19 protein-coding genes are annotated in these 24,223 nt (G+C 70.7%); 4 read left to right on the forward strand and 15 right to left on the reverse strand.

The features are described from left to right. Nucleotides 1-43 precede the first annotated feature (43 nt). From ruvX to AAC944_RS07775, 4 genes are read right to left on the reverse strand one after another with little or no spacing between them, the layout of a single operon-like run. Entirely contained in the window at nt 44-508 is a 465-nt protein-coding gene (gene ruvX, locus AAC944_RS07760; RefSeq protein ID WP_030616022.1) for a Holliday junction resolvase RuvX, read from the reverse strand. 3 nt (nt 509-511) lie between these two features. Beyond that, a complete protein-coding gene (alaS, locus tag AAC944_RS07765) occupies nt 512-3,181 on the reverse strand; it encodes an alanine--tRNA ligase (protein ID WP_030616025.1) in 2,670 nt (889 codons plus the stop codon). Then, the gene (locus tag AAC944_RS07770) at nt 3,181-3,519 is read right to left on the reverse strand and encodes a DUF6167 family protein (protein ID WP_030616029.1); all 339 of its coding nucleotides are present in this window, start codon (nt 3,517-3,519) and stop codon (nt 3,181-3,183) included. The genes alaS and AAC944_RS07770 overlap by 1 nt, the downstream gene beginning before the upstream one ends. An 8-nt stretch (nt 3,520-3,527) precedes the next feature. After that, on the reverse strand, nt 3,528-3,962 hold the full coding sequence (locus AAC944_RS07775; protein ID WP_368397001.1) for a DUF948 domain-containing protein: 435 nt from the start codon (nt 3,960-3,962) through the stop codon (nt 3,528-3,530). A 210-nt stretch (nt 3,963-4,172) separates the two neighbouring features. Here AAC944_RS07775 and AAC944_RS07780 point away from each other — a divergent pair, with 210 nt between their 5' ends. Further along, nucleotides 4,173-6,353: an ATP-binding protein gene (locus AAC944_RS07780; protein ID WP_030616036.1), complete on the forward strand. Its 2,181-nt coding sequence runs from the start codon at nt 4,173-4,175 to the stop codon at nt 6,351-6,353. A 78-nt stretch (nt 6,354-6,431) separates the two neighbouring features. On the opposite strand, the gene rpsD is transcribed toward AAC944_RS07780, so the two are convergent. Continuing rightward, nucleotides 6,432-7,043, reverse strand: a complete 612-nt coding sequence (gene rpsD, locus AAC944_RS07785; protein WP_030616039.1) for a 30S ribosomal protein S4 — start codon at nt 7,041-7,043, stop codon at nt 6,432-6,434. Nucleotides 7,044-7,231: 188 nt separating this feature from the next. Between rpsD and AAC944_RS07790 the strand changes: the two genes are divergently transcribed. Beyond that, the gene (locus tag AAC944_RS07790) at nt 7,232-7,984 is read left to right on the forward strand and encodes a DUF2470 domain-containing protein (RefSeq protein WP_030616042.1); all 753 of its coding nucleotides are present in this window, start codon (nt 7,232-7,234) and stop codon (nt 7,982-7,984) included. A gap of 129 nt (nt 7,985-8,113) precedes the next feature. On the opposite strand, the gene AAC944_RS07795 is transcribed toward AAC944_RS07790, so the two are convergent. From AAC944_RS07795 to AAC944_RS07815, 5 genes are all read right to left on the reverse strand, one after another. After that, nucleotides 8,114-10,336 (reverse strand): NADP-dependent isocitrate dehydrogenase, encoded by a 2,223-nt coding sequence (locus tag AAC944_RS07795; protein WP_030616044.1) that lies wholly within the window; start codon nt 10,334-10,336, stop codon nt 8,114-8,116. 114 nt (nt 10,337-10,450) lie between these two features. Further along, nucleotides 10,451-11,818, reverse strand: a complete 1,368-nt coding sequence (locus AAC944_RS07800) for a replication-associated recombination protein A (protein WP_030616047.1) — start codon at nt 11,816-11,818, stop codon at nt 10,451-10,453. Between the two features lie 41 nt (nt 11,819-11,859). Continuing rightward, nucleotides 11,860-12,507, reverse strand: coding sequence for a vitamin K epoxide reductase family protein (locus AAC944_RS07805; RefSeq protein ID WP_030616050.1), 648 nt, complete (start codon nt 12,505-12,507; stop codon nt 11,860-11,862). Nucleotides 12,508-12,686: 179 nt separating this feature from the next. Beyond that, complete coding sequence (hisS, locus tag AAC944_RS07810) at nt 12,687-13,949, reverse strand: histidine--tRNA ligase (protein WP_030616053.1); 1,263 nt, start codon at nt 13,947-13,949, stop codon at nt 12,687-12,689. 11 nt (nt 13,950-13,960) lie between these two features. After that, on the reverse strand, nt 13,961-14,677 hold the full coding sequence (locus tag AAC944_RS07815) for an MBL fold metallo-hydrolase (RefSeq protein ID WP_030616056.1): 717 nt from the start codon (nt 14,675-14,677) through the stop codon (nt 13,961-13,963). Between the two features lie 182 nt (nt 14,678-14,859). On the opposite strand from AAC944_RS07815, the gene AAC944_RS07820 reads away from it, so the two are divergent. Then, the gene (locus AAC944_RS07820) at nt 14,860-15,684 is read left to right on the forward strand and encodes a peptidylprolyl isomerase (protein ID WP_030616059.1); all 825 of its coding nucleotides are present in this window, start codon (nt 14,860-14,862) and stop codon (nt 15,682-15,684) included. 232 nt (nt 15,685-15,916) lie between these two features. Continuing rightward, nucleotides 15,917-17,146 (forward strand): DUF349 domain-containing protein, encoded by a 1,230-nt coding sequence (locus tag AAC944_RS07825; protein ID WP_030616062.1) that lies wholly within the window; start codon nt 15,917-15,919, stop codon nt 17,144-17,146. A gap of 71 nt (nt 17,147-17,217) precedes the next feature. Here AAC944_RS07825 and AAC944_RS07830 read toward each other — a convergent pair whose 3' ends face one another. The 5 genes from AAC944_RS07830 to secD form a co-directional block, all read right to left on the reverse strand. After that, entirely contained in the window at nt 17,218-19,755 is a 2,538-nt protein-coding gene (locus AAC944_RS07830) for a RelA/SpoT family protein (RefSeq protein ID WP_030616065.1), read from the reverse strand. A gap of 280 nt (nt 19,756-20,035) precedes the next feature. Continuing rightward, a complete protein-coding gene (locus AAC944_RS07835) occupies nt 20,036-20,458 on the reverse strand; it encodes a hypothetical protein (RefSeq protein WP_030616068.1) in 423 nt (140 codons plus the stop codon). 187 nt (nt 20,459-20,645) lie between these two features. Further along, a complete protein-coding gene (locus AAC944_RS07840) occupies nt 20,646-21,194 on the reverse strand; it encodes an adenine phosphoribosyltransferase (protein ID WP_030616071.1) in 549 nt (182 codons plus the stop codon). After that, on the reverse strand, nt 21,191-22,324 hold the full coding sequence (gene secF / locus AAC944_RS07845) for a protein translocase subunit SecF (RefSeq protein ID WP_030616074.1): 1,134 nt from the start codon (nt 22,322-22,324) through the stop codon (nt 21,191-21,193). The genes AAC944_RS07840 and secF overlap by 4 nt, the downstream gene beginning before the upstream one ends. Nucleotide 22,325: 1 nt before the next feature. Beyond that, nucleotides 22,326-24,083, reverse strand: a complete 1,758-nt coding sequence (gene secD, locus AAC944_RS07850; protein WP_030616076.1) for a protein translocase subunit SecD — start codon at nt 24,081-24,083, stop codon at nt 22,326-22,328. Nucleotides 24,084-24,223 lie beyond the last annotated feature (140 nt).

A 24,223-nucleotide genomic window follows, 5' to 3' on the forward strand; every position in this document is an offset into this window, starting at 1 on the left:
TGTTCGAACGCGGCCGGTCGCGCGGAACGTTACCGTACCGCGATCAGCCGCCCGCCTCGACGCTCTCACCAGGGACCTGTCCGGACGTGCGTTCGGTTTCCAGGGCGCTCTGGAGGATGACCACGGCCGCCGCCTGGTCGATCGCGGAACGGCCCTTCTTGGCCTTCACGCCGGAGGCGCGCATGCCCTGGGCCGCGGTGACCGTCGACATCCGCTCGTCCACCAGGCGTACCGGCACCGGCGCGATGTTCTTCGCCATCTCCCGCGCGAAGGCCCGCACCTTGGCAGCGGCCGGTCCCTCTCCCCCGTTCAGGGAGCGGGGCAGGCCGACGACGACCTCCAGCGGTTCGTACTCCTCGATGATCGCCGCCAGGCGCCGGTGGGCGGCCGGGACGTCACGTCCCGGCACGGTCTCCACCGGGGTCGCGAGGACCCCGTCGGGGTCGCACGAGGCGACCCCGATCCGGGCGTCCCCGACGTCGACGGCGATCCGCCTGCCTCGTCGCAACCGTCAGCCCGCCTGCGCCACGAGCCGCTCGACGGCCTCGAGGGCCTCGGGCACGGCGGTGGCGTTCTGGCCACCGCCCTGGGCGACGTCCGGCTTGCCGCCGCCACCGCCGCCGAGCGTCTTGGCGGCCGTACGGACCAGGTCGCCGGCCTTGATGCCGCGCTCGCGGGCAGCCTCGTTGGTGGCGATCACGGTCAGCGGGCGGCCGTTGGCCACCGAGAAGAGAGCGACCACGGCCGGGCGGTCGGACGGGATACGGCCGCGCACGTCCAGGACGAGCTTGCGCAGGTCGTCGGCGGAGGTGCCGTCGGGCACCTGGCCGGAGGCCAGCGCGATGCCGCCCACGTTCTTGGCGCCCTCGGCGAGCCCGGCGGCGGCCTGCAGGACCTTCTCCGCGCGGAACTGCTCGATCTGCTTCTCCGCCTCCTTGAGCTTGGCCAGCACGCCGGAGATCTTCTCCGGCAGCTCCTCGGGCCGGCCCTTGACCAGCTCGGTCAGCTGCGAGACGACCGTGTGCTCACGGGCCAGGAAGTTGTACGCGTCGACGCCCACCAGGGCCTCCACGCGGCGCACGCCGGAGCCGATGGAGGACTCGCCGAGCAGCTTCACCAGGCCCAGCTGGGCGGTGTTGTGGACGTGCGTACCGCCGCACAGCTCCTTGGAGAAGTCGCCGATGGTGACCACGCGCACGCGGTCGCCGTACTTCTCGCCGAACTCGGCGATGGCGCCCTGCTTCTTGGCGTCGTCCATGCTCATCACCTCGGCGGTGACGTCCAGTTCGCGCGAGAGGACCTCGTTGATCTTCTGCTCGACGTCCGTGAGGACCGTGCCGGGCACGGCGGTCGGCGAGCCGAAGTCGAACCGGAAGCGGCCCGGGGAGTTCTCCGAACCGGCCTGGGCGGCCGTGGGGCCGAGGGCGTCGCGCAGCGCCTGGTGCGTGAGGTGGGTGGCGCTGTGGGCGCGGGCGATGGCCCGGCGGCGCTTGACGTCGATGGTGGCGTACGCGGGCGAGCCCACGGTGATCTCGCCGACCTGGACCGAGCCCTTGTGGACAGTGACGCCCGGGACCGGCTGCTGGACGTCGCGGACATCGATCACGGCGCCGGTGTCGGTCTTGATGCGGCCGGTGTCGGCGAGCTGACCGCCGCCCTCCGCGTAGAACGGCGTACGGTCCAGGACGACCTCGACCTCGTCGCCCTCGTGGGCGGCCGGCGAGGAGACGCCGTCGACCAGCAGGCCGACGACCGCGGCCTCGCCCTGGGTGTCGGTGTAGCCGGTGAAGACCGTCGAGCCGGAGGCGTCGGCGACCTCGCGGTAGGCGGACAGGTCGGCGTGGCCGTGCTTCTTGGCCTGGGCGTCGGCCTTGGCGCGCTCCCGCTGCTCCTTCATCAGGCGGCGGAACCCGCTCTCGTCCACCGACAGGCCCTGCTCGGCGGCCATTTCGAGGGTGAGGTCGATCGGGAAGCCCCAGGTGTCGTGGAGCAGGAACGCCTTGTCACCGGAGAGGACCGTGCCGCCGGCGGCCTTGGTCTCGCTCACGGCGGTGTCGAGGATGTTGGTGCCGGCCTTCAGGGTCTTGAGGAAGGCGGCCTCCTCGGCGAGCGCGACGGTCTCGATGCGCTTGCGGTCCTGGATCAGCTCCGGGTACTGCTGGCCCATCGTCTTGATGACCACGTCGACCAGGTCGGCGACGACCGGCTCGGTGGCGCCGAGCAGCCGCATGTTGCGGATGGCGCGGCGCATGATGCGGCGCAGGACGTAGCCGCGGCCCTCGTTGCCGGGCGTGACGCCGTCGCCGATGAGCATGACGGAGGTGCGCATGTGGTCGGCGACGACGCGCAGCGAGACGTCGGTGTCCTGGCCGGCGCCGTAGGCGACGCCGGTCAGGTCGGTGGCCTTGTCGATGACCACGCGCAGGGTGTCGGTCTCGTACATGTTCTGTACGCCCTGCAGGATCATGGCGAGGCGTTCGAGACCGAGGCCGGTGTCGATGTTCTTGCTGGGCAGCTCGCCGAGGATCTCGAAGTCCTCCTTGGAGGTGCCCTCGCCGCGCTCGTACTGCATGAAGACCAGGTTCCAGATCTCCACGTACCGCTCGTCGTTGACGGCCGGGCCGCCCTCGACGCCGAACTCCGGGCCGCGGTCGTAGTTGATCTCGGAGCACGGGCCGCACGGGCCCGGCACGCCCATGGACCAGTAGTTCTCCTTCTTGCCCAGGCGCTGGATGCGCTCCTTGGGCACGCCGACGACCTCGTGCCAGATCCGCTCGGCCTCGTCGTCGTCCAGGTAGACCGTGATCCAGAGCTTCTCCGGGTCCAGGCCGTAGCCGCCGTCCTCCTGGGAGCTGGTCAGCAGCTCCCAGGCGTACGTGATGGCGCCTTCCTTGAAGTAGTCGCCGAAGGAGAAGTTGCCGCACATCTGGAAGAACGTGCCGTGCCGGGTGGTCTTGCCGACCTCTTCGATGTCCGGCGTGCGCACGCACTTCTGGACGCTGGTGGCGCGCGGCGCCGGCGGCTTGACCTCGCCGAGGAAGTACGGCTTGAAGGGCACCATGCCCGCGGGGACCAGCAGCAGCGTCGGGTCGTCCGCGATGAGCGACGCCGACGGCACGACGGTGTGCCCACGCTCTTCGAAGAAGCGCAGCCAGCGGCGGCGGATTTCAGCCGACTCCATCAGTGGTCCTCGTTTCGGTTCGGTCCGGTTTTCCGGGTGATACGTGTCGTGGGGTGGTGTGGTTCGAGCGCGGCGGTCCGGCGGGCGGGCGGCAGTTCGCGCGCCGCTCCGGTCTCCGTCAGACCGAGCGCTTCGTGCAACTGCTCTTCACGGTCCGCCATTCCGTCGCGTACGTCCAATGCAAATCGGCGCAGCCGGTGTCCGGTCGCCACCGCCTTGTCCGCCGCCTGGGCCGCGAGACTGTCGGGCTGGAGCTTGCGCAGCTTGCTGTGGACCTTGTTGGTGACCCACACCCCGGCGGCGGCGCCGGTGGTGAACCAGAATGCGCGGCGGAACATCGCGGTGATCAGTCCTTGGTACGGCGGTTGCGGCGCCCGCTCCGGCGGGCGGCGGGCAGGGTGCGGCCGACGACGACGGGGGGTTCGGGCGCGGGCGCGCCCTTCCGGCCGATCGCGCGGCGGACGCCGTAGCCGAACGCCGCGACCTTGACCAGCGGGCCCCCGAAGGCGGAGGAGACGGTCGAGGAGAGCGCGGAGGCGTTGGCGGTGACCTCCTGCACGTCGGAGGTGATCGCGTCGACGCGGGCGAGCTGGGTGTGCGCGGAGCGGACGGTCTCGGACGCGTCCGCGAGCAGCGGTACGGCCTTCTCGGACACCTCGGAGACCATCCTGGTGGTCGCCTTCAGCGTCTGCGCGAGCCTCACCAGCACGAGGGCGAGGAACGACACGAGGATCGCCCAGAAGACGGCCACGAGGATCCCGGCCACCTCTCCACCGGACACGCTCACACCACTTTCCGACTGGTTCTCTGCTTGTCTCGTCCTGCTCGATCGGCAGATGACGACCCTATCGCGCCGGGGCTCCCCGTCCGCACCGCGTTCCCGTGTGCCACGGCCGGTTTCCGGGGCCGGTGGTGCCGCGGCGGACCGCGCACCCGGGCAGGTACTGCTCGTTTGTACGGTCCGCACAGCTCCGAGTACGCTCCGTGTGCCATGCGACGCTCCCGGGGACCGGACCCCGCCTCCCGTGACCGCTGCGTCCGCCCGCCGGCCCCGGGCAATCTGCCCGCGGAACTGAACCGGTTCGTCGGACGCGCCGGCGAACTGGCCACGCTGACCGGGATGGTGGCGGACGCGCGGGTGGTGGCGCTCACGGGGATGGGCGGGGTCGGCAAGACCCGGCTCGCCACGCAGGCCGGCCGGGCGCTGCGGGACCGCTTCCGCGACGGGGTGTGGCTGATCGAGCTGTCCGGCGTGCAGGAGCCGCATCTGCTGGACCACGTGGTCGCCGAGGCCCTGGAGCTGGCCGACCACAGCGGGCGCCCGACGCGGGAGGCGCTCTGCGACGACCTCGCCGACAGCGAGCTGCTGCTGGTCCTGGACGGCTACGAGCACCTGGTGGCCGACTGCGCGCCGCTGGTCGCGCAGCTGCTGCGGCAGGCCCCCGATGTCCGGGTGCTGGCCGCGGGGCGGCGCCCGCTGGGCCTGCCCGGGGAGCGGAACTGTCCGCTGGCACCGCTGCCCGACGAGGAAGCGGGCGAGCTGTTCGCCGACCGGGCGCGCTGTGTGGTCGCCGGGTTCACCGTCGACGAGGCGAACGGCGCGGCGGTCGCCGAGCTGTGCCACCGGCTCGACGGCATCCCCCTGGCCCTGGAGCTGGCGGCGGGCCGGCTGCGCGCCCTCTCCGTCGAGCAGGTGGTGCGCCGCCTGGACGACCGCTTCCGGCTGCTGACCGGTGGCGACCGGCTGGCCCTGCCCCGCCACCAGACGCTGCGTACGGCCATCGGCTGGAGCCACGAGCTCTGCACGCCGCAGGAGCGGCTGCTGTGGGCGCGGCTGTCGGTGTTCGCCGGACAGTTCGATCTGGAGGCGGCGGAGTACGTGTGCTCGGGGAGCGGGCTGCCCGCCGACGAGCTGCTGGACGTGCTGTCCGAGCTGGTCGCGCAGTCGGTGGTGATCCGTGAGGAGAGCCCGGCCGGGGTGCGGTACCGGATGCTGGACACGGTACGGGCCTACGGCGCCGAGTGGCTGGCGGCGCTGGACGACACCGCGCGGCTGCGGCGCCGGCACCGCGACTGGTACGTGGGCCTGGCGACCTGGTGCGAGCTGGACTGGTTCGGGCCCCGGCAGGACGAGGTGGCGGCCCGGATCGACGCCGAGCTGCCCAACGTGCGGCTGGCGCTGGAGCACAGCCTGGAGGTGCCGGAGGAGGCGTACCTCGGGCAGTTCCTGGCCGGGACGCTGTGGTTCTTCTGGGTGGGCTGCGGCCGGCTCGCGGAGGGGCGGCACTGGCTGGAGCGGTCCCTGCGGCTGCCCGCCGACCATCACGACGCGCGGCTGAAGGCGCTCTGGGTGACCGGTTACGTCGCGGTCCTCCAGGGCGATCCGGTCCGTGCGCGGCGCGTGCTGGAGCAGTGCCGGTCGGAGGCGCGGTACGCGGGGAACGCCACGGCCGCCGCCTACGCGCTGCACCGCCTGGGCTGCCTGGCGCTGACCGGCGACGACATGCCGCGCGCCGAGGAGCTGCTGCGGGAGGCGCTGGCCGCCTACCGGGAGATCGGCGAGCTGAACAGCAATGTGCTGATGGCGCAGATCGAGCTGGCGATGGCGGTGGCCTTCGGCGGCGACCTGGCGGCGGCGGAGGAGCTGTGCGCCGAGGTCCGGGAGGTGTGCACGGACCACGGTGAGCGCTGGGCGCTGGCGTACGCGCTGTACGTACTGGCCTACGCGGCGTGGACGCGGCAGGACCTCGCGGGTGCCCGCCGGCTGCTGACCGAGTGCCTGGTGATCGACCACACCTTCCACGACCTGCTGGGCGCGGTGCTGGCGGTGGAGCTGCTGGCGCTGGTCACGGCGGACGAGGGGGACGCGGCGGAGGCGGCGCTGCTGCAGGGGGCCGCGGCGCGGATCTGGCCGTCGGTCGGGCCGCAGCTGTTCGGCTCCCGCAACTTCAACCAGCCGCACGAGCTGTGCGAGCGGCTGGCCCGCGGCGAGCTGGGCGACGCGGGGTACGAGGCGGCCGTGCGGCGGGGCGGGGCGCTGGACCTGGACGCGGCCGTCGCACGGGTCGTGGGCGGTCTCCCGCGCCCGCGCGGGGAATCCGGCGGCCGGACCCCGGATACGGGCGAGCCCGCCGTTTCCCCGGCCACGAACGGCGGGGAGACGACGGGCTGAGGCAGCGCGCGCCGCGGTGCGGCGCGCGTGCCGGGTGCTGCCGGGCGGCTCGCCCGGCACGCGGAGTACGGCGCTCGCTCAGCGGGCGTAGTACTCGACGACCAGCTGCTCGTCGCAGATGACCGGGATCTCCTTGCGGTTGGGGTCCCGGTCCAGGCGGAACGCCAGGGCCTGCAGGTTGACCTCCAGGTAGCGGGGGGTCTCGCCCTCGCCGGCGTAGCCACCCTCACGGGCGACCTGGAAGGGGTGCTTGTTGCGGCTGCGCTCGCGGACCATCACGACGTCACCGGGGCGGACGCGGAAGGACGGCTTGTCGACCTTGCGGTCGTTCACCGAGATGTGACCGTGCACCACCATCTGGCGGGCCTGGTAGATCGTCCGGGCGAGGCCCGAACGGAGGACGAGCGCGTCCAGACGGCGCTCAAGCTCGATGATCAGCGCTTCGCCTGTCTTGCTGTCGACCTTCCGAGCGCGGTCGTAGGCGCGCACCATCTGGCGCTCACTGATGTCGTACTGCGCACGCAGACGCTGCTTCTCCAGCAGGCGGACCTTGTAGTCACTGTTCTGCTTGCGGCCACGGCCGTGCTCGCCGGGCGGGTAGGGACGGGCCTCGAAGTACTTGACGGCCTTCGGCGTCAGGGCGATGCCGAGCGCGCGCGACTTCTTGACCTTGGGACGCGACTGGTTCACGTGGAACGAACCTCCATGTAAGTTAGGTGAGGCTTACCTTAGCAGCGCGAGGAGACCGCATGTTTCGACCTGGGAACCCCCTGCCCAGTGCAGATGAGAGCACCGAGGCGGGTCAGCCGCGTCCCATGGAAGACGCCCAGCAGCCGACCGCCGCCGAGCGTGTGCGAACCCTCGTGGATTCCCATGCTATGGCGTCTTTGGCCATTCCCGGAGTCCACGACCCCGACGAGACCGGCTTCGCCGCGCCCGCCTGCAGAACGGTCGACGGCTCAGGAGACGTGCTGTTGCTGGTTCCTGGGGACTCAGCAGCCGCTCGCGCCGCAGCTCACGCACAGGACGACGACGTCACAGCCGTGATGGAACTCACGGACGTCGCACCCGTTTCAGTGCCGCACCGCATCCGCGGACGCGCCTGGATCGCCGGCTGGCTGACCCCCGTACGCGGCGAGGACCGGGCCCACGCCGCCCGGCTGCTCGCCGAGCGGCACCCCGTCGGCGAGCTGCTGGGCATCGGCGAGGCACTGCGCCCCGCCCCGCTCACCGGCGCCGTCGGCCGCGCCGCCTGGATGATGCTCCGCCTGGAGGTCGGCGAGGCCACTGTGGACGATCTGTGGGGCGCGGACTCCGTCGAGCCGGAAGAATTCGCCCAGGCCGCTCCCGACCCCGTGGCGGGCCACGAGGCGGAGCTGCTGCAGCATCTGCACACCGCGCACGGCGAGCAGGTACGCGACCTGTGCGGGCTGCTCGGCGACCGGGCCGAGCAGGTCTGCGCGGCGCGCGGCGACGTCGTTCCCGTGGCGCTGGACCGCTTCGGGCTCCGGGTCCGCTTCTCCGACCCGGGCCACCACACCTTCGACGCCCGTTTCGACTTCCCCACGCCCGTGCGTGACCTGATGGAGCTGCGCCGGGCGATGCACCACCTGTTCGACGCGGCGGCGTGAGGGCCCGCGACGGCAACGCCGCCGCTCCCCCACGCGCGGGCCGCGCCGCCCTCCGCACACGGGACCGCCCCGGCTGGTCGAAGGACCGGCCGGGGCGGTACGCGTGCGGGCGGACGCCCGTCGGGCGCGTCAGGCGCTGAGCGCGGCGAGCGCCTTGTTCAGCGTGGCGGACGGACGCATGACGGCCGCGGCCTTCGCCGGGTCGGGCTGGTAGTAGCCGCCGATGTCGGCCGGCTTGCCCTGGACGGCGATCAGCTCGTCGACGATCGTCTGCTCCTGCTCGGCCAGCGTCTTCGCCAGCTCGGCGAACGCCTCGGCGAGCGGCGCGTCCTCGGTCTGCTTGGCCAGCTCCTGGGCCCAGTACAGGGCGAGGTAGAAGTGGCTGCCGCGGTTGTCGATGCCGCCCAGCTTGCGGCTGGGGGACTTGTTCTCGTTGAGGAACGTGCCGGTGGCGCGGTCGAGGGTGTCGGCGAGGATCTGGGCACGCGCGTTGCCCGTCTTCTGCGCGAGGTGCTCGAAGCTCACCGCGAGCGCGAGGAACTCACCCAGGCTGTCCCAGCGCAGGTAGTTCTCCTTGACCAGCTGCTGGACGTGCTTGGGCGCGGAGCCGCCGGCACCGGTCTCGAAGAGACCGCCGCCGTTGATGAGCGGCACGACCGAGAGCATCTTGGCGCTCGTGCCGAGCTCCAGGATCGGGAACAGGTCGGTGAGGTAGTCACGCAGCACGTTGCCGGTCACCGAGATGGTGTTCTCGCCCCGGCGGATGCGCTCGACCGAGAACTTCGTCGCCTCGACCGGGGACATGATCTCGATCTGCAGGCCCTCGGTGTCGTGCTCGGGGAGGTACTGCTTGACCTTGGCGATGAGGTTCGCGTCGTGCGCGCGGTCCTCGTCCAGCCAGAACACCGCCGGGTCGCCGGTCGCGCGGGCGCGGTTGACGGCCAGCTTGACCCAGTCCCGGATCGGCACGTCCTTGGTCTGGCACATGCGGAAGATGTCGCCGGTGCTGACCGTCTGCTCCAGGACGGCGTTGCCGTCCTTGTCGAGGACCCGCACCGTGCCGGTGGTCGGGATCTCGAAGGTCTTGTCGTGGCTGCCGTACTCCTCGGCCTTCTGCGCCATCAGGCCGACGTTCGGCACCGAGCCCATGGTCGACGGGTCGTAGGCGCCGTTGGCCTTGCAGTCGTCGATGACGGCCTGGTAGATGCCGGCGTAGCTGCTGTCCGGGATGACGGCCAGGGCGTCCTGCTCCTGGTCGTCCTTGTTCCACATGTGGCCGGAGGTGCGGATCATGGCCGGCATGGAGGCGTCGACGATGACGTCGCTGGGGACGTGCAGGTTGGTGATGCCGCGGTGCGAGTCGACCATGGCCAGGTCCGGGCCCTCGGCGAGCTCGGCGTCGAACGAGGCCTTGATCTCCTCGCCCTGGGGCAGCGACTCCAGGCCCTTCCAGATGCCGCCGAGGCCGTCGTTCGGGGTCAGGCCCGCACCGGCGAGCACGTCACCGTACTTCGCGAAGGTCTTCGGGAAGAAGGCACGCACCACGTGGCCGAAGATGATCGGGTCGGAGACCTTCATCATCGTGGCCTTGAGGTGCACCGAGAACAGCACGCCCTCGGCCTTGGCGCGGGCGACCTGCTCCTTGAGGAACTCGCGCAGCGCGGCGACGCGCATCACGGAGGCGTCCACGACCTCGCCCGCCAGCACCGGCACCGACTCGCGCAGTACGGTGGTGGAGCCGTCGTCGCCCACCAGCTCGATCTTCAGCGCGCCGTCCTCGGCGATGACGACGGACTTCTCGGTGGAGCGGAAGTCGTCACCGGTCATGTGCGCGACGTTGGTCTTGGAGTCCGCGGTCCAGGCACCCATGCGGTGCGGGTTGGCCTTGGCGTAGTTCTTGACCGACGCGGGGGCGCGGCGGTCGGAGTTGCCCTCACGCAGGACCGGGTTGACGGCCGAGCCCTTGACCTTGTCGTACCGGGCGCGGATGTCGCGCTCCTCGTCGGTCTTCGGGTCGTCCGGGTAGTCCGGCAGCGCGTAGCCCTGCTCCTGCAGCTCCGCGATCGCGGCCTTCAGCTGCGGGATCGAGGCCGAGATGTTCGGCAGCTTGATGATGTTCGCCTCGGGCGTCTTCGCCAGCTCGCCGAGCTCGGCCAGCGCGTCGTCGATGCGCTGGTCCTCCCGAAGACGCTCGGGGAAGCTGGCGATGATCCGGCCCGCCAGCGAGATGTCACGGCTCTCCACGGCGACACCGGCCGTCGAGGCGTAGGCCTCGATCACCGGCATGAACGAATACGTCGCCAGGGCCGGGGCCTCGTCGGTGTGCGTATAGATGATGGTCGAGTCAGTCACCGGTGCTCCGCTCCACGTCTGCAACATTGCTCGACATCAAGATATCTCGTGACGGGCCCCCGCTCGACAGGGCCCTGCCCGTGCGACGACGGAACGCCGCCTTCCGCACGTGCCTCACTCCCCCGCAGGCCCCGCCTCCCCCGCCAGCCGGCCGCGGACCCGCTCCACCACGTCGTAGTACCGCGCCTCCGAGCCGTACCTCGTCGGGGTGTAGTACCGCTTGCCGTGCACCTCGTCCGGCGCGTACTGCTGGGCCGCGATGCCGCCGGGCAGGTCGTGCGGGTACTGGTACCCCTTGCCGTGGCCGAGCTTCTTCGCGCCCTGGTAATGGCTGTCCCGCAGATGCGGGGGCACCGGACCGGCGAGCCCCGCCCGGACGTCCGCCAGCGCCGCGTCGATCGCCAGGTACGCCGCGTTCGACTTGGGCGCGAGGGCCAGCGCGATCGTCGCCTGGCTGAGCGTGATCCGCGCCTCGGGGAAGCCGATCATCGCGACGGCCTGCGCGGCGGCCACCGCGGTCTGCAGCGCGGTCGGGTCGGCCAGCCCGATGTCCTCGCTCGCGGAGATCATCAGCCGCCGCGCGATGAACCGCGGGTCCTCGCCCGCCTCGATCATCCGCGCCAGATAGTGCAGCGCCGCGTCCACGTCCGAGCCGCGGATGGACTTGATCAGCGCGCTCGCCACGTCGTAGTGCTGGTCACCGGCCCGGTCGTACTTCACCGCCGCCCGGTTCACCGACTCCTCCAGGGTCTGGAGGGTGATCTCCTTCTCGCCCTTGGAGATCGCGGACCCGGCACCGGCCTCCAGGGCCGTCAGCGCCCGGCGCGCGTCGCCGCCCGCGATCCGCAGCAGATGCGCCTCGGTGTCCTCGGGCAGCGTCACCGCGCCCGCCAGCCCGCGCGCGTCCGTCAGCGCGCGCTTCAGCAGCCCGCGCAGATCGTCGTCGGTGAGCGGCTCCAGCGTCAGCAGCAGCGAGCGGGAGAGCAGCGGCGAGATCACCGAGAAGTACGGGTTCTCCGTGGTCGCCGCGATGAGGGTCACCCAGCGGTTCTCCACCGCCGGGAGCAGGGAGTCCTGCTGGGCCTTGCTGAAGCGGTGGATCTCGTCGAGGAAGAGGACGGTCTCTTTCCCGTATCCCCCGGAGGCGCGGCGGGCGCCGTCGATGACGGACCGCACCTCCTTCACCCCCGCGGTGATCGCGGAGAGCTCCACGAAGCGCTTGTTGGTCGCCTGGCTGACGACGTACGCGAGGGTGGTCTTGCCGATGCCGGGCGGGCCCCACAGGAACACCGAGGACGGCCCGGCCGGCCCGCCCTCCCCCTCGCCCACCAGCCGCCGCAGCGGCGACCCGGGCTTGAGCAGATGCTGCTGGCCGACCACCTCGTCCAGGGTGCGCGGACGCATGCGTACGGCGAGCGGGGACCCCGCGGGGTCCTTCTCCTGGCGGTCTTCGGCGGCGGCGGTGAACAGGTCGGGCTCCACGGTTCGACCTTAATTCACCGTACTGACAACGCGGCTGCCGCCTAGAGCAGCGTGCTCCAGTACTGCGTCCACCACTTGGTCAGGATGAGCACCGCGATCACGCCGTACCAGAGCACCGGGACGACCCAGTGGAACTCCAGGACGGGGCCGCGCACGCCCTCCGGCACCTTGATGATGCGGTGCTTGATGTTGTGCACGGTGGTGTACCAGAACATCAGGATCGTGACGCACCAGGTCAGCGTGCACCACAGGCACAGCGCGTTGATGACGTACAGCGACTGGGACATCAGCCACATGCAGAACACCGAGGCGAGCAGCGTGCCGATGTTCAGCCCGATCCAGTACCAGGCGCGGAAGCGGGCCCCGCCGAGCACCGCCATGCCGATCGCGACCACGACGGCGAAGCCGACCAGGCCGGCCATCGGGTTCGGGAAGCCGAAGACGGAGGCCTGCGCGCTCTTCATGACGCTGCCGCAGGAGATGATCGGGTTGATGCTGCACGCCGGCTTGAAGTTCGGGTCCTCCAGCAGCGCGAACTTGTCCAGGGTGATGACCCAGGCCGCGAGGATGCCCAGCGCGCCAGTGATCACCAGAAGCCAGGCGAAAGGACGGCCTGCGCCGATGGTGCGGTCGTCGACGCCCTCGGAAGCGTGGTCGGTGGACACGTCATCAAGCGTAGTCGTCGTCATATCGCCGTTCCGTCGATCCGGTGGTCGGTAGGCCCGTGGAACCTCACATTGTGCCGCAACCGGCCCACCGCTCACCGTTCGCTGCACATAAAATCGAGCGCCCACGCACGTGCTCCCACCCATGACGAAGGGCCCGGCGGCCACTCGGCCCCGGACCCTTCGCACAGAGAAACGGGTGCTCAGCCCAGCTTGCGCCGGACCTCCTCGACCACGGCGTCGAGCGCGACCGGCGCCTGCTCGCCGCTCTCCAGGTCCTTGAGCTGGACCACGCCCTCGGCGAGGTCGCGCTCACCGGCGACGATCGCGAGACGCGCGCCGGAGCGGTTCGCGGACTTCATGGCGTTCTTCAGGCCCTTGCCGCCGTACGCGAAGTCGGTCGCGAGACCGGCCCGGCGCAGCTCGGTGACCGTGCCGAAGAGCACCCGGCGGGCCTCCTCGCCCAGCGGCACCGCGAAGACGGCGGTGCTCGCGGGGATCTCCAGCTCGACGCCCTCGGCCTCCAGCGCCAGCACCGTGCGGTCCACGCCCAGCGCCCAGCCGACGGACGGCAGCGCGGGACCGCCGATCATCTCGGACAGGCCGTCGTACCGCCCGCCGCCGCCCACCGCGGACTGCGAGCCCAGCCCGTCGTGGACGAACTCGAAGGTGGTGCGGGTGTAGTAGTCCAGGCCGCGGACCAGCTTGGGGTCGTCCTCGTAGGCCACGCCCGCCGCGGTCAGCAGCTCGCGCACCTGCTCGTGGTACGCCTTGCAGTTCTCGCAGAGGTGGTCACGCAGCAGCGGCGCGCCGACCAGCTGCTTCTGCACGTCCGGGCGCTTGTCGTCCAGGACCCGCAGCGGGTTGATCTCGATGCGGCGGCGGGTGTCCTCGTCCAGGTCCAGGGCGCGCAGGAAGTCCTGCAGCGCGGCCCGGTAGGCGGGGCGGCACTCCTTGTCGCCGAGCGAGTTCAGCAGGATGCGGAAGTTCTTGAGGCCCAGCGAGCGGTACGCGTCGTTCGCCAGGATGATCAGCTCGGCGTCCAGCGCCGGGTCCTCGGCACCGATGGCCTCCGCGCCGACCTGCGAGAAGTGCCGGTAGCGGCCCTTCTGCGGGCGCTCGTAGCGGTAGTACGAGCCGGAGTACCAGAGCTTGACCGGGAGGTTGCCGGCCTTGTGGAGGTTGGCCTCCAGCGCGGCGCGCAGCACGGAGGCGGTGCCCTCCGGGCGCAGCGCGAGCTGGTCGCCGCCCTTGGTCTCGAAGGCGTACATCTCCTTGGTGACGATGTCGGTGGACTCGCCGACGCCGCGCGCGAACAGCTCGACGTTCTCGAAGCCGGGCGTCTCGATGTAGCCGTAACCGGAGCGCTTGAGGGGTCCGGAGATCGCGTCGCGGACCGCCAGGTAGGTCGCGGACTGCGGCGGGATCAGGTCGTAGGTGCCCTTGGGGGCCTTGAAGGTGCTCACGGAAGCTTTCGTCACATTCCTCGTCGCGGAGCCGGGCTCTGGGGGCCCGTTCCGAGGCCGGCGGCCACCTCCCGCAGGAAGGGGTTGGTGGCGCGCTCCTGGCCGATGGTGGTCTGGGGGCCGTGGCCGGACAGCACCACGGTCGAGTCGTCCAGCGGGAGGCATACGCGCTCCAGCGACCGGAGGATCTCGGCGTGGTCGCCGCCGGGCAGGTCGGTGCGTCCGATGGAGCCGGCGAAGAGCAGGTCGCCCGAGAAGAAGACCGGCGGGATGTCGGCCTGCTCGGGCATCCTGAAGGTCACCGACCCCTTGGTATGGCCCGGCGCGTGCGCGACGGAGAACTCCAGCCCGGCGAGCGAGAGCGTGCCGCCGTCCGCCAGCTCCTTGACGTCGTCGGGCTCGCCCACGGTCAGCTCGCCCATGAGCTGCTGCCCGATGGAGCGGCCCAGCGCCTTCTCCGGGTCGCTCATCATGTAGCGGTCCTCGGGGTGGATCCAGGCGGGGACGTCGTGCGCGCCGCAGACCGGCACCACCGAGGCGACGTGGTCGATGTGGCCGTGGGTGAGGACGACGGCGACGGGCTTGAGGCGATGCTTCCTGACCGCTTCCTCGACGCCCTGGGTGGCCTGGTGGCCCGGGTCGATGATCACGCACTCCTCACCCGCGGCGGGGGCGACCAAGTAGCAATTGGTGCCCCAGGCCCCGGCGGGGAACCCGGCAATCAGCACGTTCGTCCTTCTATCGTCCGGCGGACAGATCCTGGCGGGCCCCGGCAGGCGGCCCTGGCGGATCTCACAGAAACATGCTGCAAGATCTCTGCTGTTCAGAGCCTACCGGCGGGACTCCCACGGGGGCGAACCCGTATACGGTACGGGCCACGGCAGAGCACACAGACCAAGGAGACGGCCTGGTGGTCAAGGGGGATCAGCGGCGCAAGCAGCTCGCGCGCCAGAAGTACGAGCGTCAGCTCCAGCGGCGGGCCGAGGCCCGGCGCAAGGCCAAGCGCCGCAACGTGATCATCGCGTCGGCGCTCGCGGTGGTCCTCGCCGCGGGCGCGACGGTGTACGCGACGGCGGGCCTGGTCGGCTCGGACAACGGCAACGACGTGGACGCGGCGGCGGCCGAGCAGCCGAAGGACCCGTGCGCCACGCCCGCCGAGGGCGAGCCGTCGAAGGAGCAGTGGAAGAAGGAGCCGAAGCTGACGGTGGACACGTCCGCTTCGTACACCGCCGAGCTCTCGACCACCTGTGGCGACATCACCATGAAGCTGGACGCGAAGAAGGCGCCGCACACGGTCAACTCGTTCAACTTCCTGGCCGGAAAGCACTACTTCGACCACAGCAAGTGCCACCGCCTGGTCGACGACGGCCTGCACGTCCTGCAGTGCGGTGACCCCACGGGCACCGGCCAGGGCACCCCCGGCTACACCATCCCGGACGAGAACCTCAAGGACCCGCGGCTCAAGGGCGGTGTCTACCCGGCCGGCACGGTCGCGATGGCCAACCGCTACGACGGGCGGAGCGAGAAGACCCGGGACACCGGCGGCAGCCAGTTCTTCCTGGTCTTCCAGGACAGCAAGCTGCCGGCGAACTACACGCCGTTCGGGACGATCACCGAGGGCATGGACGTGCTGAAGAAGATCGCCAAGGCCGGCTCCACGGTGGACCCGCAGACGCAGAACACCGCGCCGAACGCCACCGTCGTCATCGACCGTGCCCGCGTCACGAAGTCCTGAACGTACTCCGGCCATCCTTGCCTGGACCACGGAATTTCGGTCGTGCGGGATGCGGACAGCCGGGCCGCCGGTCGCCTAGATTGGCGTTGGGTAGGGTGCCTGCTCCGACGGCTGCCACCCTCACCCGCAAGAACAGTCCGTCGGACCGGCCGGGGCGCAGTCCCGCCGGACAGAAACTGTGGACGATGCCCGGGGCCGCCGTGTCCCGCCGGCATCATGTGGAGGAGGCGCTGTGAGCAGCGACCCATGGGGCCGCGTCGATGAGACGGGGACCGTGTACGTGCGTACCGCCGACGGCGAGCAGGTCGTCGGATCGTGGCAGGCGGGATCTCCCGAGGAGGCCCTCGCCTACTTCGAGCGCAAGTATGAGGGCCTGGTCGTCGAGATCGGCCTCCTCGAGCGGCGGGTCAAGACCACCGATCTGTCGGCCAAGGACGCCATGACCGCGATCGACCACCTGCGCCAGCAGGTGGACGAGCACCACGCGGTCGGCGACCTGGACGCCCTGCGCAAGCGCCTGGACGCGCTCGTTCAGACGGTCGAGGCCCGCCGCGAGGAGCGCAAGGCGGCCAAGGCCCGGCAGGCGGACGAGGCCAGGGAGGCGAAGGAGAAGCTGGTCGCCGAGGCCGAGGAGCTGGCCGCGAGCGAGCAGTGGCGGGCGGCCGGCGAGCGGCTGCGGGCCCTGGTCGACACCTGGAAGGGGCTGCCGCGCCTGGACCGCAAGTCCGACGACGAGCTGTGGCACCGCTTCTCGCACGCCCGGTCGGCGTTCTCCAAGCGGCGCAAGGCGCACTTCGCGTCGCTGGACGCGCAGCGCGAGCAGGCCAGGCAGACCAAGGAGAAGCTGGTCGCGGACGCCGAGGCACTGTCGAACTCCACGGACTGGGGCCCGACCGCCGCCCGGTACCGCGAGCTGATGCAGGAGTGGAAGGCCGCGGGCCGCGCCCAGCGCGAGCACGAGGACGATCTGTGGAACCGCTTCCGCGGCGCCCAGGACATCTTCTTCCAGGCCCGCAGCGAGGTCTTCGCGGAGCGGGACGCCGAGCAGCGGGAGAACCTCACCCGCAAGGAGGAGCTGGCCGTCGAGGCCGAGAAGCTGCTCCCGGTCTCGGACCTGAAGGCCGCGCGGGCCGCGTTCCGTTCGATCAACGAGCGGTGGGAGGCCATCGGCCATGTGCCGCGGGACGCCCGCCCGAAGATCGAGGGCCGGATGCACGCCGTCGAGCGCGCCATCCAGGAGGCCGAGGAGGCCGAGTGGCGGCGGACCAACCCCGAGGCGCGGGCGCGTGCCGCGGGGCTGACCGGTCAGCTCCAGGACGCCGTCGACAAGCTCCAGAAGCAGATCGACACGGCCCGCGCCGCGGGCAACGACGCCAAGGCCGACAAGCTCGCCCGTGAGCTGGAGGGCCGCCAGGCGCTGCTGGACCAGGCCCAGAAGGGTCTCCAGGAGTTCGGCGGCTGATTGCGACGAGCACAGCGCACGAGGAGGGCCCCGGTACCGCGTACCGGGGCCCTCCTCGTCGCGTACGGCGGCTAGTTGGGCCTACGGGCCGAGGTCACGCGGTACACGTCGTACACGCCTTCCACGCCCCGTACCGCCTTCAGGACGTGCCCGAGGTGCTTGGGGTCGCCCATCTCGAAGGTGAAGCGGGAGGTGGCCACCCGGTCCCGGGAGGTCTGGACGGCCGCCGACAGGATGTTGACGTGCTGGTCGGACAGCACGCGGGTGACGTCCGAGAGCAGGCGGGAACGGTCCAGCGCCTCGACCTGGATGGCGACCAGGAAGACCGAGGACTGGGTGGGCGCCCACTCGACTTCGAGAATCCGCTCCGGCTGTTTGGACAGCGAGTCGACGTTGACGCAGTCGGCGCGGTGCACCGAGACGCCGGAGCCGCGGGTGACGAAGCCGATGATCGGGTCACCCGGCACCGGCGTACAGCAGCGGGCCAGCTTGACCCAGACGTCCTCGACGCCCTTGACGACCACGCCCGGGTCCGCGCTGGAGCGCCGCTTGGAGCGGCGGATCGGCGTGGACTCGGCGATGTCCTCGGTGGCCTCGTCCTGGCCGCCGAGCGCCTGCACCAGCTTCTGCACGACGGACTGCGCGGTGACGTGCCCCTCGCCGATCGCGGCGTACAGCGACGAGATGTCCGGATACCGCATCTCGTGCGCGAGGGTGACCAGCGAGTCGCCGGTCAGGATGCGCTGGATGGGCAGGTTCTGCTTGCGCATGGCCCGCGCGATGGCGTCCTTGCCCTGCTCGATCGCCTCGTCGCGGCGCTCCTTGGAGAACCAGGCGCGGATCTTGTTGCGGGCCCGGGGCGACTTGACGAAGCCCAGCCAGTCGCGGGACGGCCCGGCCCCCGGCGCCTTGGAGGTGAAGACCTCCACGAGATCACCGTTGTCCAGGGTCGATTCCAGCGGTACGAGGCGGCCGTTGACGCGCGCGCCTATCGTGCGGTGGCCGACCTCGGTGTGCACCGCGTACGCGAAGTCCACCGGGGTGGCGCCGGCCGGCAGCGCTATGACGTCGCCCTTGGGCGTGAAGACGAAGACCTCGTTGCGGGAGAGGTCGAAGCGCAGCGACTCCAGGAACTCGCCCGGGTCCTCGGTCTCCTTCTGCCAGTCCAGGAGCTGCCGCAGCCACGCCATGTCGTTGACCGCGTCGTCCTTGCCGGCCTTGCCCTTGGGCACGTCGGTACGGACCTTGGAGGCGCCGGCGACGGCCTCCTGCTTGTACTTCCAGTGCGCGGCGATGCCGTACTCGGCGCGGCGGTGCATGTCGAACGTGCGGATCTGCAGCTCGACCGGCTTGCCGTTGGGCCCGATGACCGTCGTGTGCAGCGACTGGTACATGTTGAACTTGGGCATCGCGATGTAGTCCTTGAACCGGCCCGGGACCGGATTCCATCGCGCGTGCACCGTGCCCAGCGCCGCGTAACAGTCACGCACCGTGTCGACGAGAACGCGGATACCCACCAGGTCGTAGATCTCCGCGAAGTCGCGTCCGCGGACGATCATCTTCTGGTAGACGCTGTAGTAGTGCTTGGGCCGTCCGGTGACGGTGGCCTTGATGCGCGCCGAGCGCAGGTCGGCCTGGACCTCGTCGGTGACTATCGCGAGGTACTCGTCGCGCTTGGGCGCCCGCTCGGCGACCAGCCGGACGATCTCGTCGTACATCTTGGGGTAGAGGATCGCGAAGGCGAGGTCCTCCAGCTCCCACTTGATGGTGTTCATGCCCAGCCGGTGCGCCAGCGGGGCGTAGATCTCCAGCGTCTCGCGGGCCTTCTTCTCCTGCTTCTCCCGCTTGAGGTAGCGCATCGTGCGCATGTTGTGCAGCCGGTCGGCGAGCTTGATCACCAGGACGCGCGGGTCCTTGGCCATCGCCACGACCATCTTGCGCACGGTCTCGGCCTGCGCGGCCTCGCCGAACTTGACCTTGTCCAGCTTGGTGACGCCGTCCACCAGCAGCGCGACCTGGTCGCCGAAGTCCCGGCGGAGGGTGTCGAGCCCGTACTCGGTGTCCTCGACGGTGTCGTGCAGCAGCCCGGCCATCAGCGTCGCCGGGTCCATGCCCAGCTCGGCGAGGATGGTCGTGACCGCGAGCGGGTGCGTGATGTACGGGTCGCCGCTCTTGCGCTTCTGGCCGCGGTGCCATCGCTCGGCCACCTGGTAGGCCCGCTCGACCTGGCGCAGCGTGGCCGTCTCGATCTTGGGGTCGTTGCTGCGCACGATCCGCAGCAGCGGCTCCAGGACCGGGTTGTACGGGCTCTGGCGCTGCACGCCGAGCCGGGCCAGGCGGGCCCTGACCCGGTTGGAGGAGCCGGAGCGGCCGCCGGGCTGGCCGGTGTGACCGGGCGGCAGCGGCTTGGGGGCCGAGGGCGGCGGGGTGGGCTTGGACGCCGGGGCGGCAGGCCGGGCAGCCGCCGGGCCGGGCCCTGCCGGTGCTCCCTTCCCGCCGTTCTTCGGCGCGTCCGCGGAACCGCCCGCGGGCGCGGGCCGGGCATCCGGGTGCGCGGCGGGGCCACCCCCCGGCGTGCGGGGGGAGAGCGGCTGGGCCTCGTCTGGCAAGAGCAACTCCTCGCTGGGACCTTTCCCACCGGCGAACGGGCGGAAAAGAGCGGTGCCGGGCCACCGGTCCACGGAGTGGCCGGGCTGCCATGGTATCCATGCCGGCGGCCCCGGCTCCTCCGCGGGCCGATGCTCCTGTGGTCACAGCAAAAGGGCATCCGCATTTATGCCGGATGCCCTTTTACCTGCACTTTGCCTACTTCGCGGGCGGAATCCGCGCGCTGCGCCGCCCGGTTCGGTCAACCGTCAGCGCCTGGCGGGTGAGCCGCTCGCGACCGCCTCAACGCCAGCTGATCAGGGAAGCACCCTTGATCATGATCTGCTTCTCGGCAAGGACGTTGCCCCAGTAGACCTTGACCGAGCCGCTCTTGCCGCAGCCCGCGTTGTACCACTTCTTCTTGCCGGCCTTGGTGAACCCCTTGGCCTTGACGCAGGCGCTGCCCTTGAACGCCGCCCACTTGTAGACGACCTTGTGCCCGGGGCGCCCGAAGATGCCGCAGCCGTCCGTGGTCGACTTGCTCCACTTCAGCGGGACACCGCCCGCCTTGTTCCAGCCGCCACCGCAGCTCTTGACGGCGATCTTGTCAGCAGCGGGCCCAGCAGCACCCGACGTGAATGCATTCGCCGGAGCGGCGGCGAGTGCCACCGTCGCGGCAGAGGCGAGCGCGACTGCCCCCGTGGCCGTCTTGCGCGAGAACTTCATGGATCCTCCAAAATTGAGGTGCTCTGGTCAGGAGCACCTCCATGATCCAATCAGACGCGAGCGGACGGCCGCCATTCATTTGAGGGGTTTTTGATCTTCAGCCAACGACCTTTCCAGCCGGCCTGGTGCGCAGAGGCCGGTGCCCCGTGAACACCCGGGGCACCGGCCTCATCTGCTGCATCGGCCTTCAGACCGTGATCAGCGCCTCCAGCGGAGCCCCGTCCAGGCCCGCTGCAAGCCGCTCGCGGCCGTCCAGGAAGCCCAGCTCCAGCAGGACCGCGACGCCCGCGACCTCGGCGCCGGAGCGGCGGATCAGGGTCAGCGAGGCCTCGGCCGTACCGCCGGTGGCCAGCACGTCGTCGATCACCAGCACCCGGTCCCCCGGAGCCAGCGCGTCGGCCTGGATCTCGATCGTGGCGTGGCCGTACTCCAGCGCGTAGCTCTGGCCCAGGGTCGCCCCGGGGAGCTTGCCGGCCTTGCGTACGGGCACGAAGCCGACGCCCGCCTTCACCGCGACCGGGGCCGCCAGGATGAACCCGCGGGCCTCCAGCGCCACGATCTTCGTCGCGCCGAACTCACCGCAGACCCCGGCCAGCGCGTCCGTCAGCCTGCCGAAGGCGTCCGGATCGGCCAGCAGCGGGGTGATGTCCTTGAAGACCACCCCCGCCTGCGGATAGTCCGGCACATCGGCGATTCTGCTCAGCAGGAGCTCGCGCAGCTCCGCGGGGGCGCTCATCGGCGCTTCCCCGACGGACGGCCGCGGCCGCGGCTGCGGTCAGCGGGCCTGCTGCGCGGACCGGCCGCCGAGCTGCCGGCCGCCGCCGGGGCGCCGTCCTGCGGCTCCTCGCCGGCCTCCGCCGCGCCCTCGGCCGCCCCCTGCTGGGACTCGCCCTTGGCCGCCGCGGCACGCTTTGCACGCACCCGCCTGGCCAGGGACTTCATCTGCGGCTCGCGCTCCTTGAAGTCGGCGACCAGCGGGGTGGCGATGAAGATCGAGCTGTAGGCACCGGCCGCGAGACCCACGAACAGGGCCAGCGAGATGTCGTTCAGCATGCCCGCACCCAGGAAGCCGCCACCCACGAAGAGCAGACCGGCCACCGGGAGCAGCGCCACGACCGTGGTGTTGATCGACCGAACCAGCGTGGAGTTGATCGAGCGGTTGGCGATCTCCCCGTAGGTGTACCGGGACTGCTTCGTGATGCCCCGCGACGCCTCCTTGAGGCTGTCGAAGACCACCACCGTGTCGTACAGCGAGTAACCGAGGATGGTCAGCAGACCGATGACCGTACCGGGCGTGACCTCGAAGCCGACCAGTGCGTACACACCGACCGTGATCGTGAGGTCGTGGATCAGCGCGATCAGGGCCGCCAGCGCCATCCGCCACTCGAAGGCGATGGCGAGGTAGAGCACCACGAGGATCATGAAGATCCCCAGGCCCAGCCAGGCCTTGTTCGCGATCTCCTCGCCCCAGCTGGGACCGACCAGTTGGGTGTTGATGTCCTTGACCGGGACATTCAGGTCCTTGGCCAGCTCCTCCTGGACCGGCACGGCCTCCTTGGTGTCCAGCTCGCTGATCTGGATGCGCAGGCCGCCGTTGCCGAGCTGCTGGACCACAGCCTGGTGGCCCCCGGACGCGGACTCGGCGTGGTGCTGGGCCTGGCTCGCCGAGACGGAGGTCTTCGGGGTGGTGAAGACCGCGCCGCCGGAGAACTCGATGCCCATGTTGAGGCCGCGCACCGCGAGGCCCACGATCGCCGTGATGGTGATCAGGATCGAGATGCCGTACCAGATCTTGCGCTTACCGATGAAGTCGTAGCCGACCTCGCCTCGGTACAGCCGGGCGCCGAGATTTCCGAGCTTGGACATCTCACGCCTCCTTCGTCTCGATGGGGGCGGAGGTGCGCCGGCCGCGGCGCAGCGGCGGCTTCGCGCCGAGGCGCGTGGGATCCAGACCCGACCAGGGGTGCCCGGAGTAGAAGAACTTCCGCCGGGCCAGCAGCGTCATCAGCGGCTTGGTGAAGAAGAAGACCACCACGACGTCCAGCAGGGTCGTCAGGCCGAGCGTGAACGCGAAGCCCTGCACCTTGCCGACCGTGACGATGAAGAGCACGGCGGCGGCCAGGAACGACACGAAGTCCGAGACCAGGATCGTGCGCCGGGCGCGCGGCCAGGCCCGCTCGACGGACGGCCGCAGCGTACGGCCCTCCCGGATCTCGTCCCGGATGCGTTCGAAGTACACGATGAAGGAGTCGGCGGTGATACCGATCGCCACGATCGCACCGCACACGGCCGGGAGGTTCAGCGCGAACCCGATGGCCGGGCCGAGCAGCGTCATGATCGTGTACGTCAGGACCGCCGACACCACGAGGCTGGCCAGCGCGACCAGCGACAGACCGCGGTAGTAGGCGACGAGGTAGATCACGACCAGGGCGAGGCCGATGGCGCCCGCGATCAGACCGGCGTTCAGCTGCTCGCCGCCGAGGGCCGCGGTGACGGTGGTCTCGTCCGCGATCTTGAAGGAGAGCGGCAGGGCACCGTAGGACAGCATGTTGCCGAGGTCCTCGGCGGACTGCTGGGTGAAGCCGCCGCTGATCTGGGCGTTACCGCCCGGGATCGGCTTGGTCACCTGGGGGCTGGAGACGACGCTGCCGTCCAGGACGATGCCGAACTGGTTCTGCGGAGGGGCCTGGGACGCCAGCTGCGTGGTCTGGTCCAGGAACGCCTTGCCCCCCTTGGAGTTGAAGTTCATCTGGACGATCCAGCCCTGGCCGTTCTGCTGGTCGAAGATGGCCTTCGCGTCGTCCACCTCGGTGCCCTGGACCTTGACCGGGCCGAGGGCATACTTCCGCGAGCCGTCCTTCTCACAGGCGACGATCTGCTCGCTGGGCTTGGCACGGGCGGCCTGCGCCGCGGCGTCCGCGCGGCCCTTCTTGGTGGAGCAGTCCAGCGCCGCGAGCTTCTTCTGCAGCGCCGCGGGGATGTCGGCACCCTGGGGCTGCTGCTGGGCCGGGGGGACGCTGGGCGTCTTGGAGGCGGACGGCGTGGCGGTGCCCGAAGGGGCGTCGTCCTTCTTCAGCGCGTCACTGACGGCGCGGCCCTGGGTGGTGGGCTTGCCGGAGGGGGTGGCCGAGGCGGAGCTGCCGCCGTCGCCCTTCTCCTTCTCGCCGCTGCCGGCCTTGGGGCTCTCGGAGGTGCCCGGCGTGGGCGTCTTCGTCGCGGCCGCGGCGGTGAGCACCGTACGGAAGCCGAGCTGGGCAGTGGTGCCGATCTGCTCCCGGGCCTGCTTCGCGTCCGTCCCCTTGGGGATGTTCACGATGATGTGGTTGGTGCCCTGCGTCTGCACCTCGGCCTCGGAGACGCCGAGACCGTTGACCCGCTGATTCATGATGTCAGCCGCGGTCTTCATGTTGGTCTCGTTGATCGCGTTGGGCTTGCCCGGCATGTTCTGGGCTTCCAGCGTGAAGCTCGTACCACCCGCGAGGTCGATGCCCAGTCGCGGCGTCATCGTGCCGGAGTAGAACATCCCCCCGACCAGCGCCGCGATGACCACCAGGATCAGGACCAGGGCGCGCCCCGGCCTGCCCTGGGCCGCAGGCGACCTTCGGCCCTTGTTCGGTGCTGCCACCTTCTCGTATCTCCCTGTCCAACCGCCCGAGTCAGGTCAGTGCCGGACGGCCACGAAGTCTTGTGGGGACGTGCCCCCGCCGGAGCCTAGACGGTCCAGGAACCGCGGTGCACCGCACACGGGGCGCACCGCGGTTCCCT

Source organism: Streptomyces sclerotialus (assembly GCF_040907265.1).
Taxonomy (GTDB): Bacteria; Actinomycetota; Actinomycetes; order Streptomycetales; family Streptomycetaceae; genus Streptomyces; species Streptomyces sclerotialus.

Bases quoted from the DNA above. Each gene is read 5' to 3' on its own strand.
- secF (WP_030616074.1), bottom strand. From the start codon at position 22,324: ATGTCCAAGCTCGGAAATCTCGGCGCCCGGCTGTACCGAGGCGAGGTC.
- alaS (WP_030616025.1), bottom strand. From the start codon at position 3,181: ATGGAGTCGGCTGAAATCCGCCGCCGCTGGCTGCGCTTCTTCGAAGAG.
- AAC944_RS07790 (WP_030616042.1), top strand. From the start codon at position 7,232: ATGGCGTCTTTGGCCATTCCCGGAGTCCACGACCCCGACGAGACCGGC.
- AAC944_RS07835 (WP_030616068.1), bottom strand. From the start codon at position 20,458: ATGAAGTTCTCGCGCAAGACGGCCACGGGGGCAGTCGCGCTCGCCTCT.
- AAC944_RS07805 (WP_030616050.1), bottom strand. From the start codon at position 12,507: ATGACGACGACTACGCTTGATGACGTGTCCACCGACCACGCTTCCGAG.
- AAC944_RS07780 (WP_030616036.1), top strand. From the start codon at position 4,173: ATGCGACGCTCCCGGGGACCGGACCCCGCCTCCCGTGACCGCTGCGTC.
- AAC944_RS07770 (WP_030616029.1), bottom strand. From the start codon at position 3,519: ATGTTCCGCCGCGCATTCTGGTTCACCACCGGCGCCGCCGCCGGGGTG.
- AAC944_RS07840 (WP_030616071.1), bottom strand. From the start codon at position 21,194: ATGAGCGCCCCCGCGGAGCTGCGCGAGCTCCTGCTGAGCAGAATCGCC.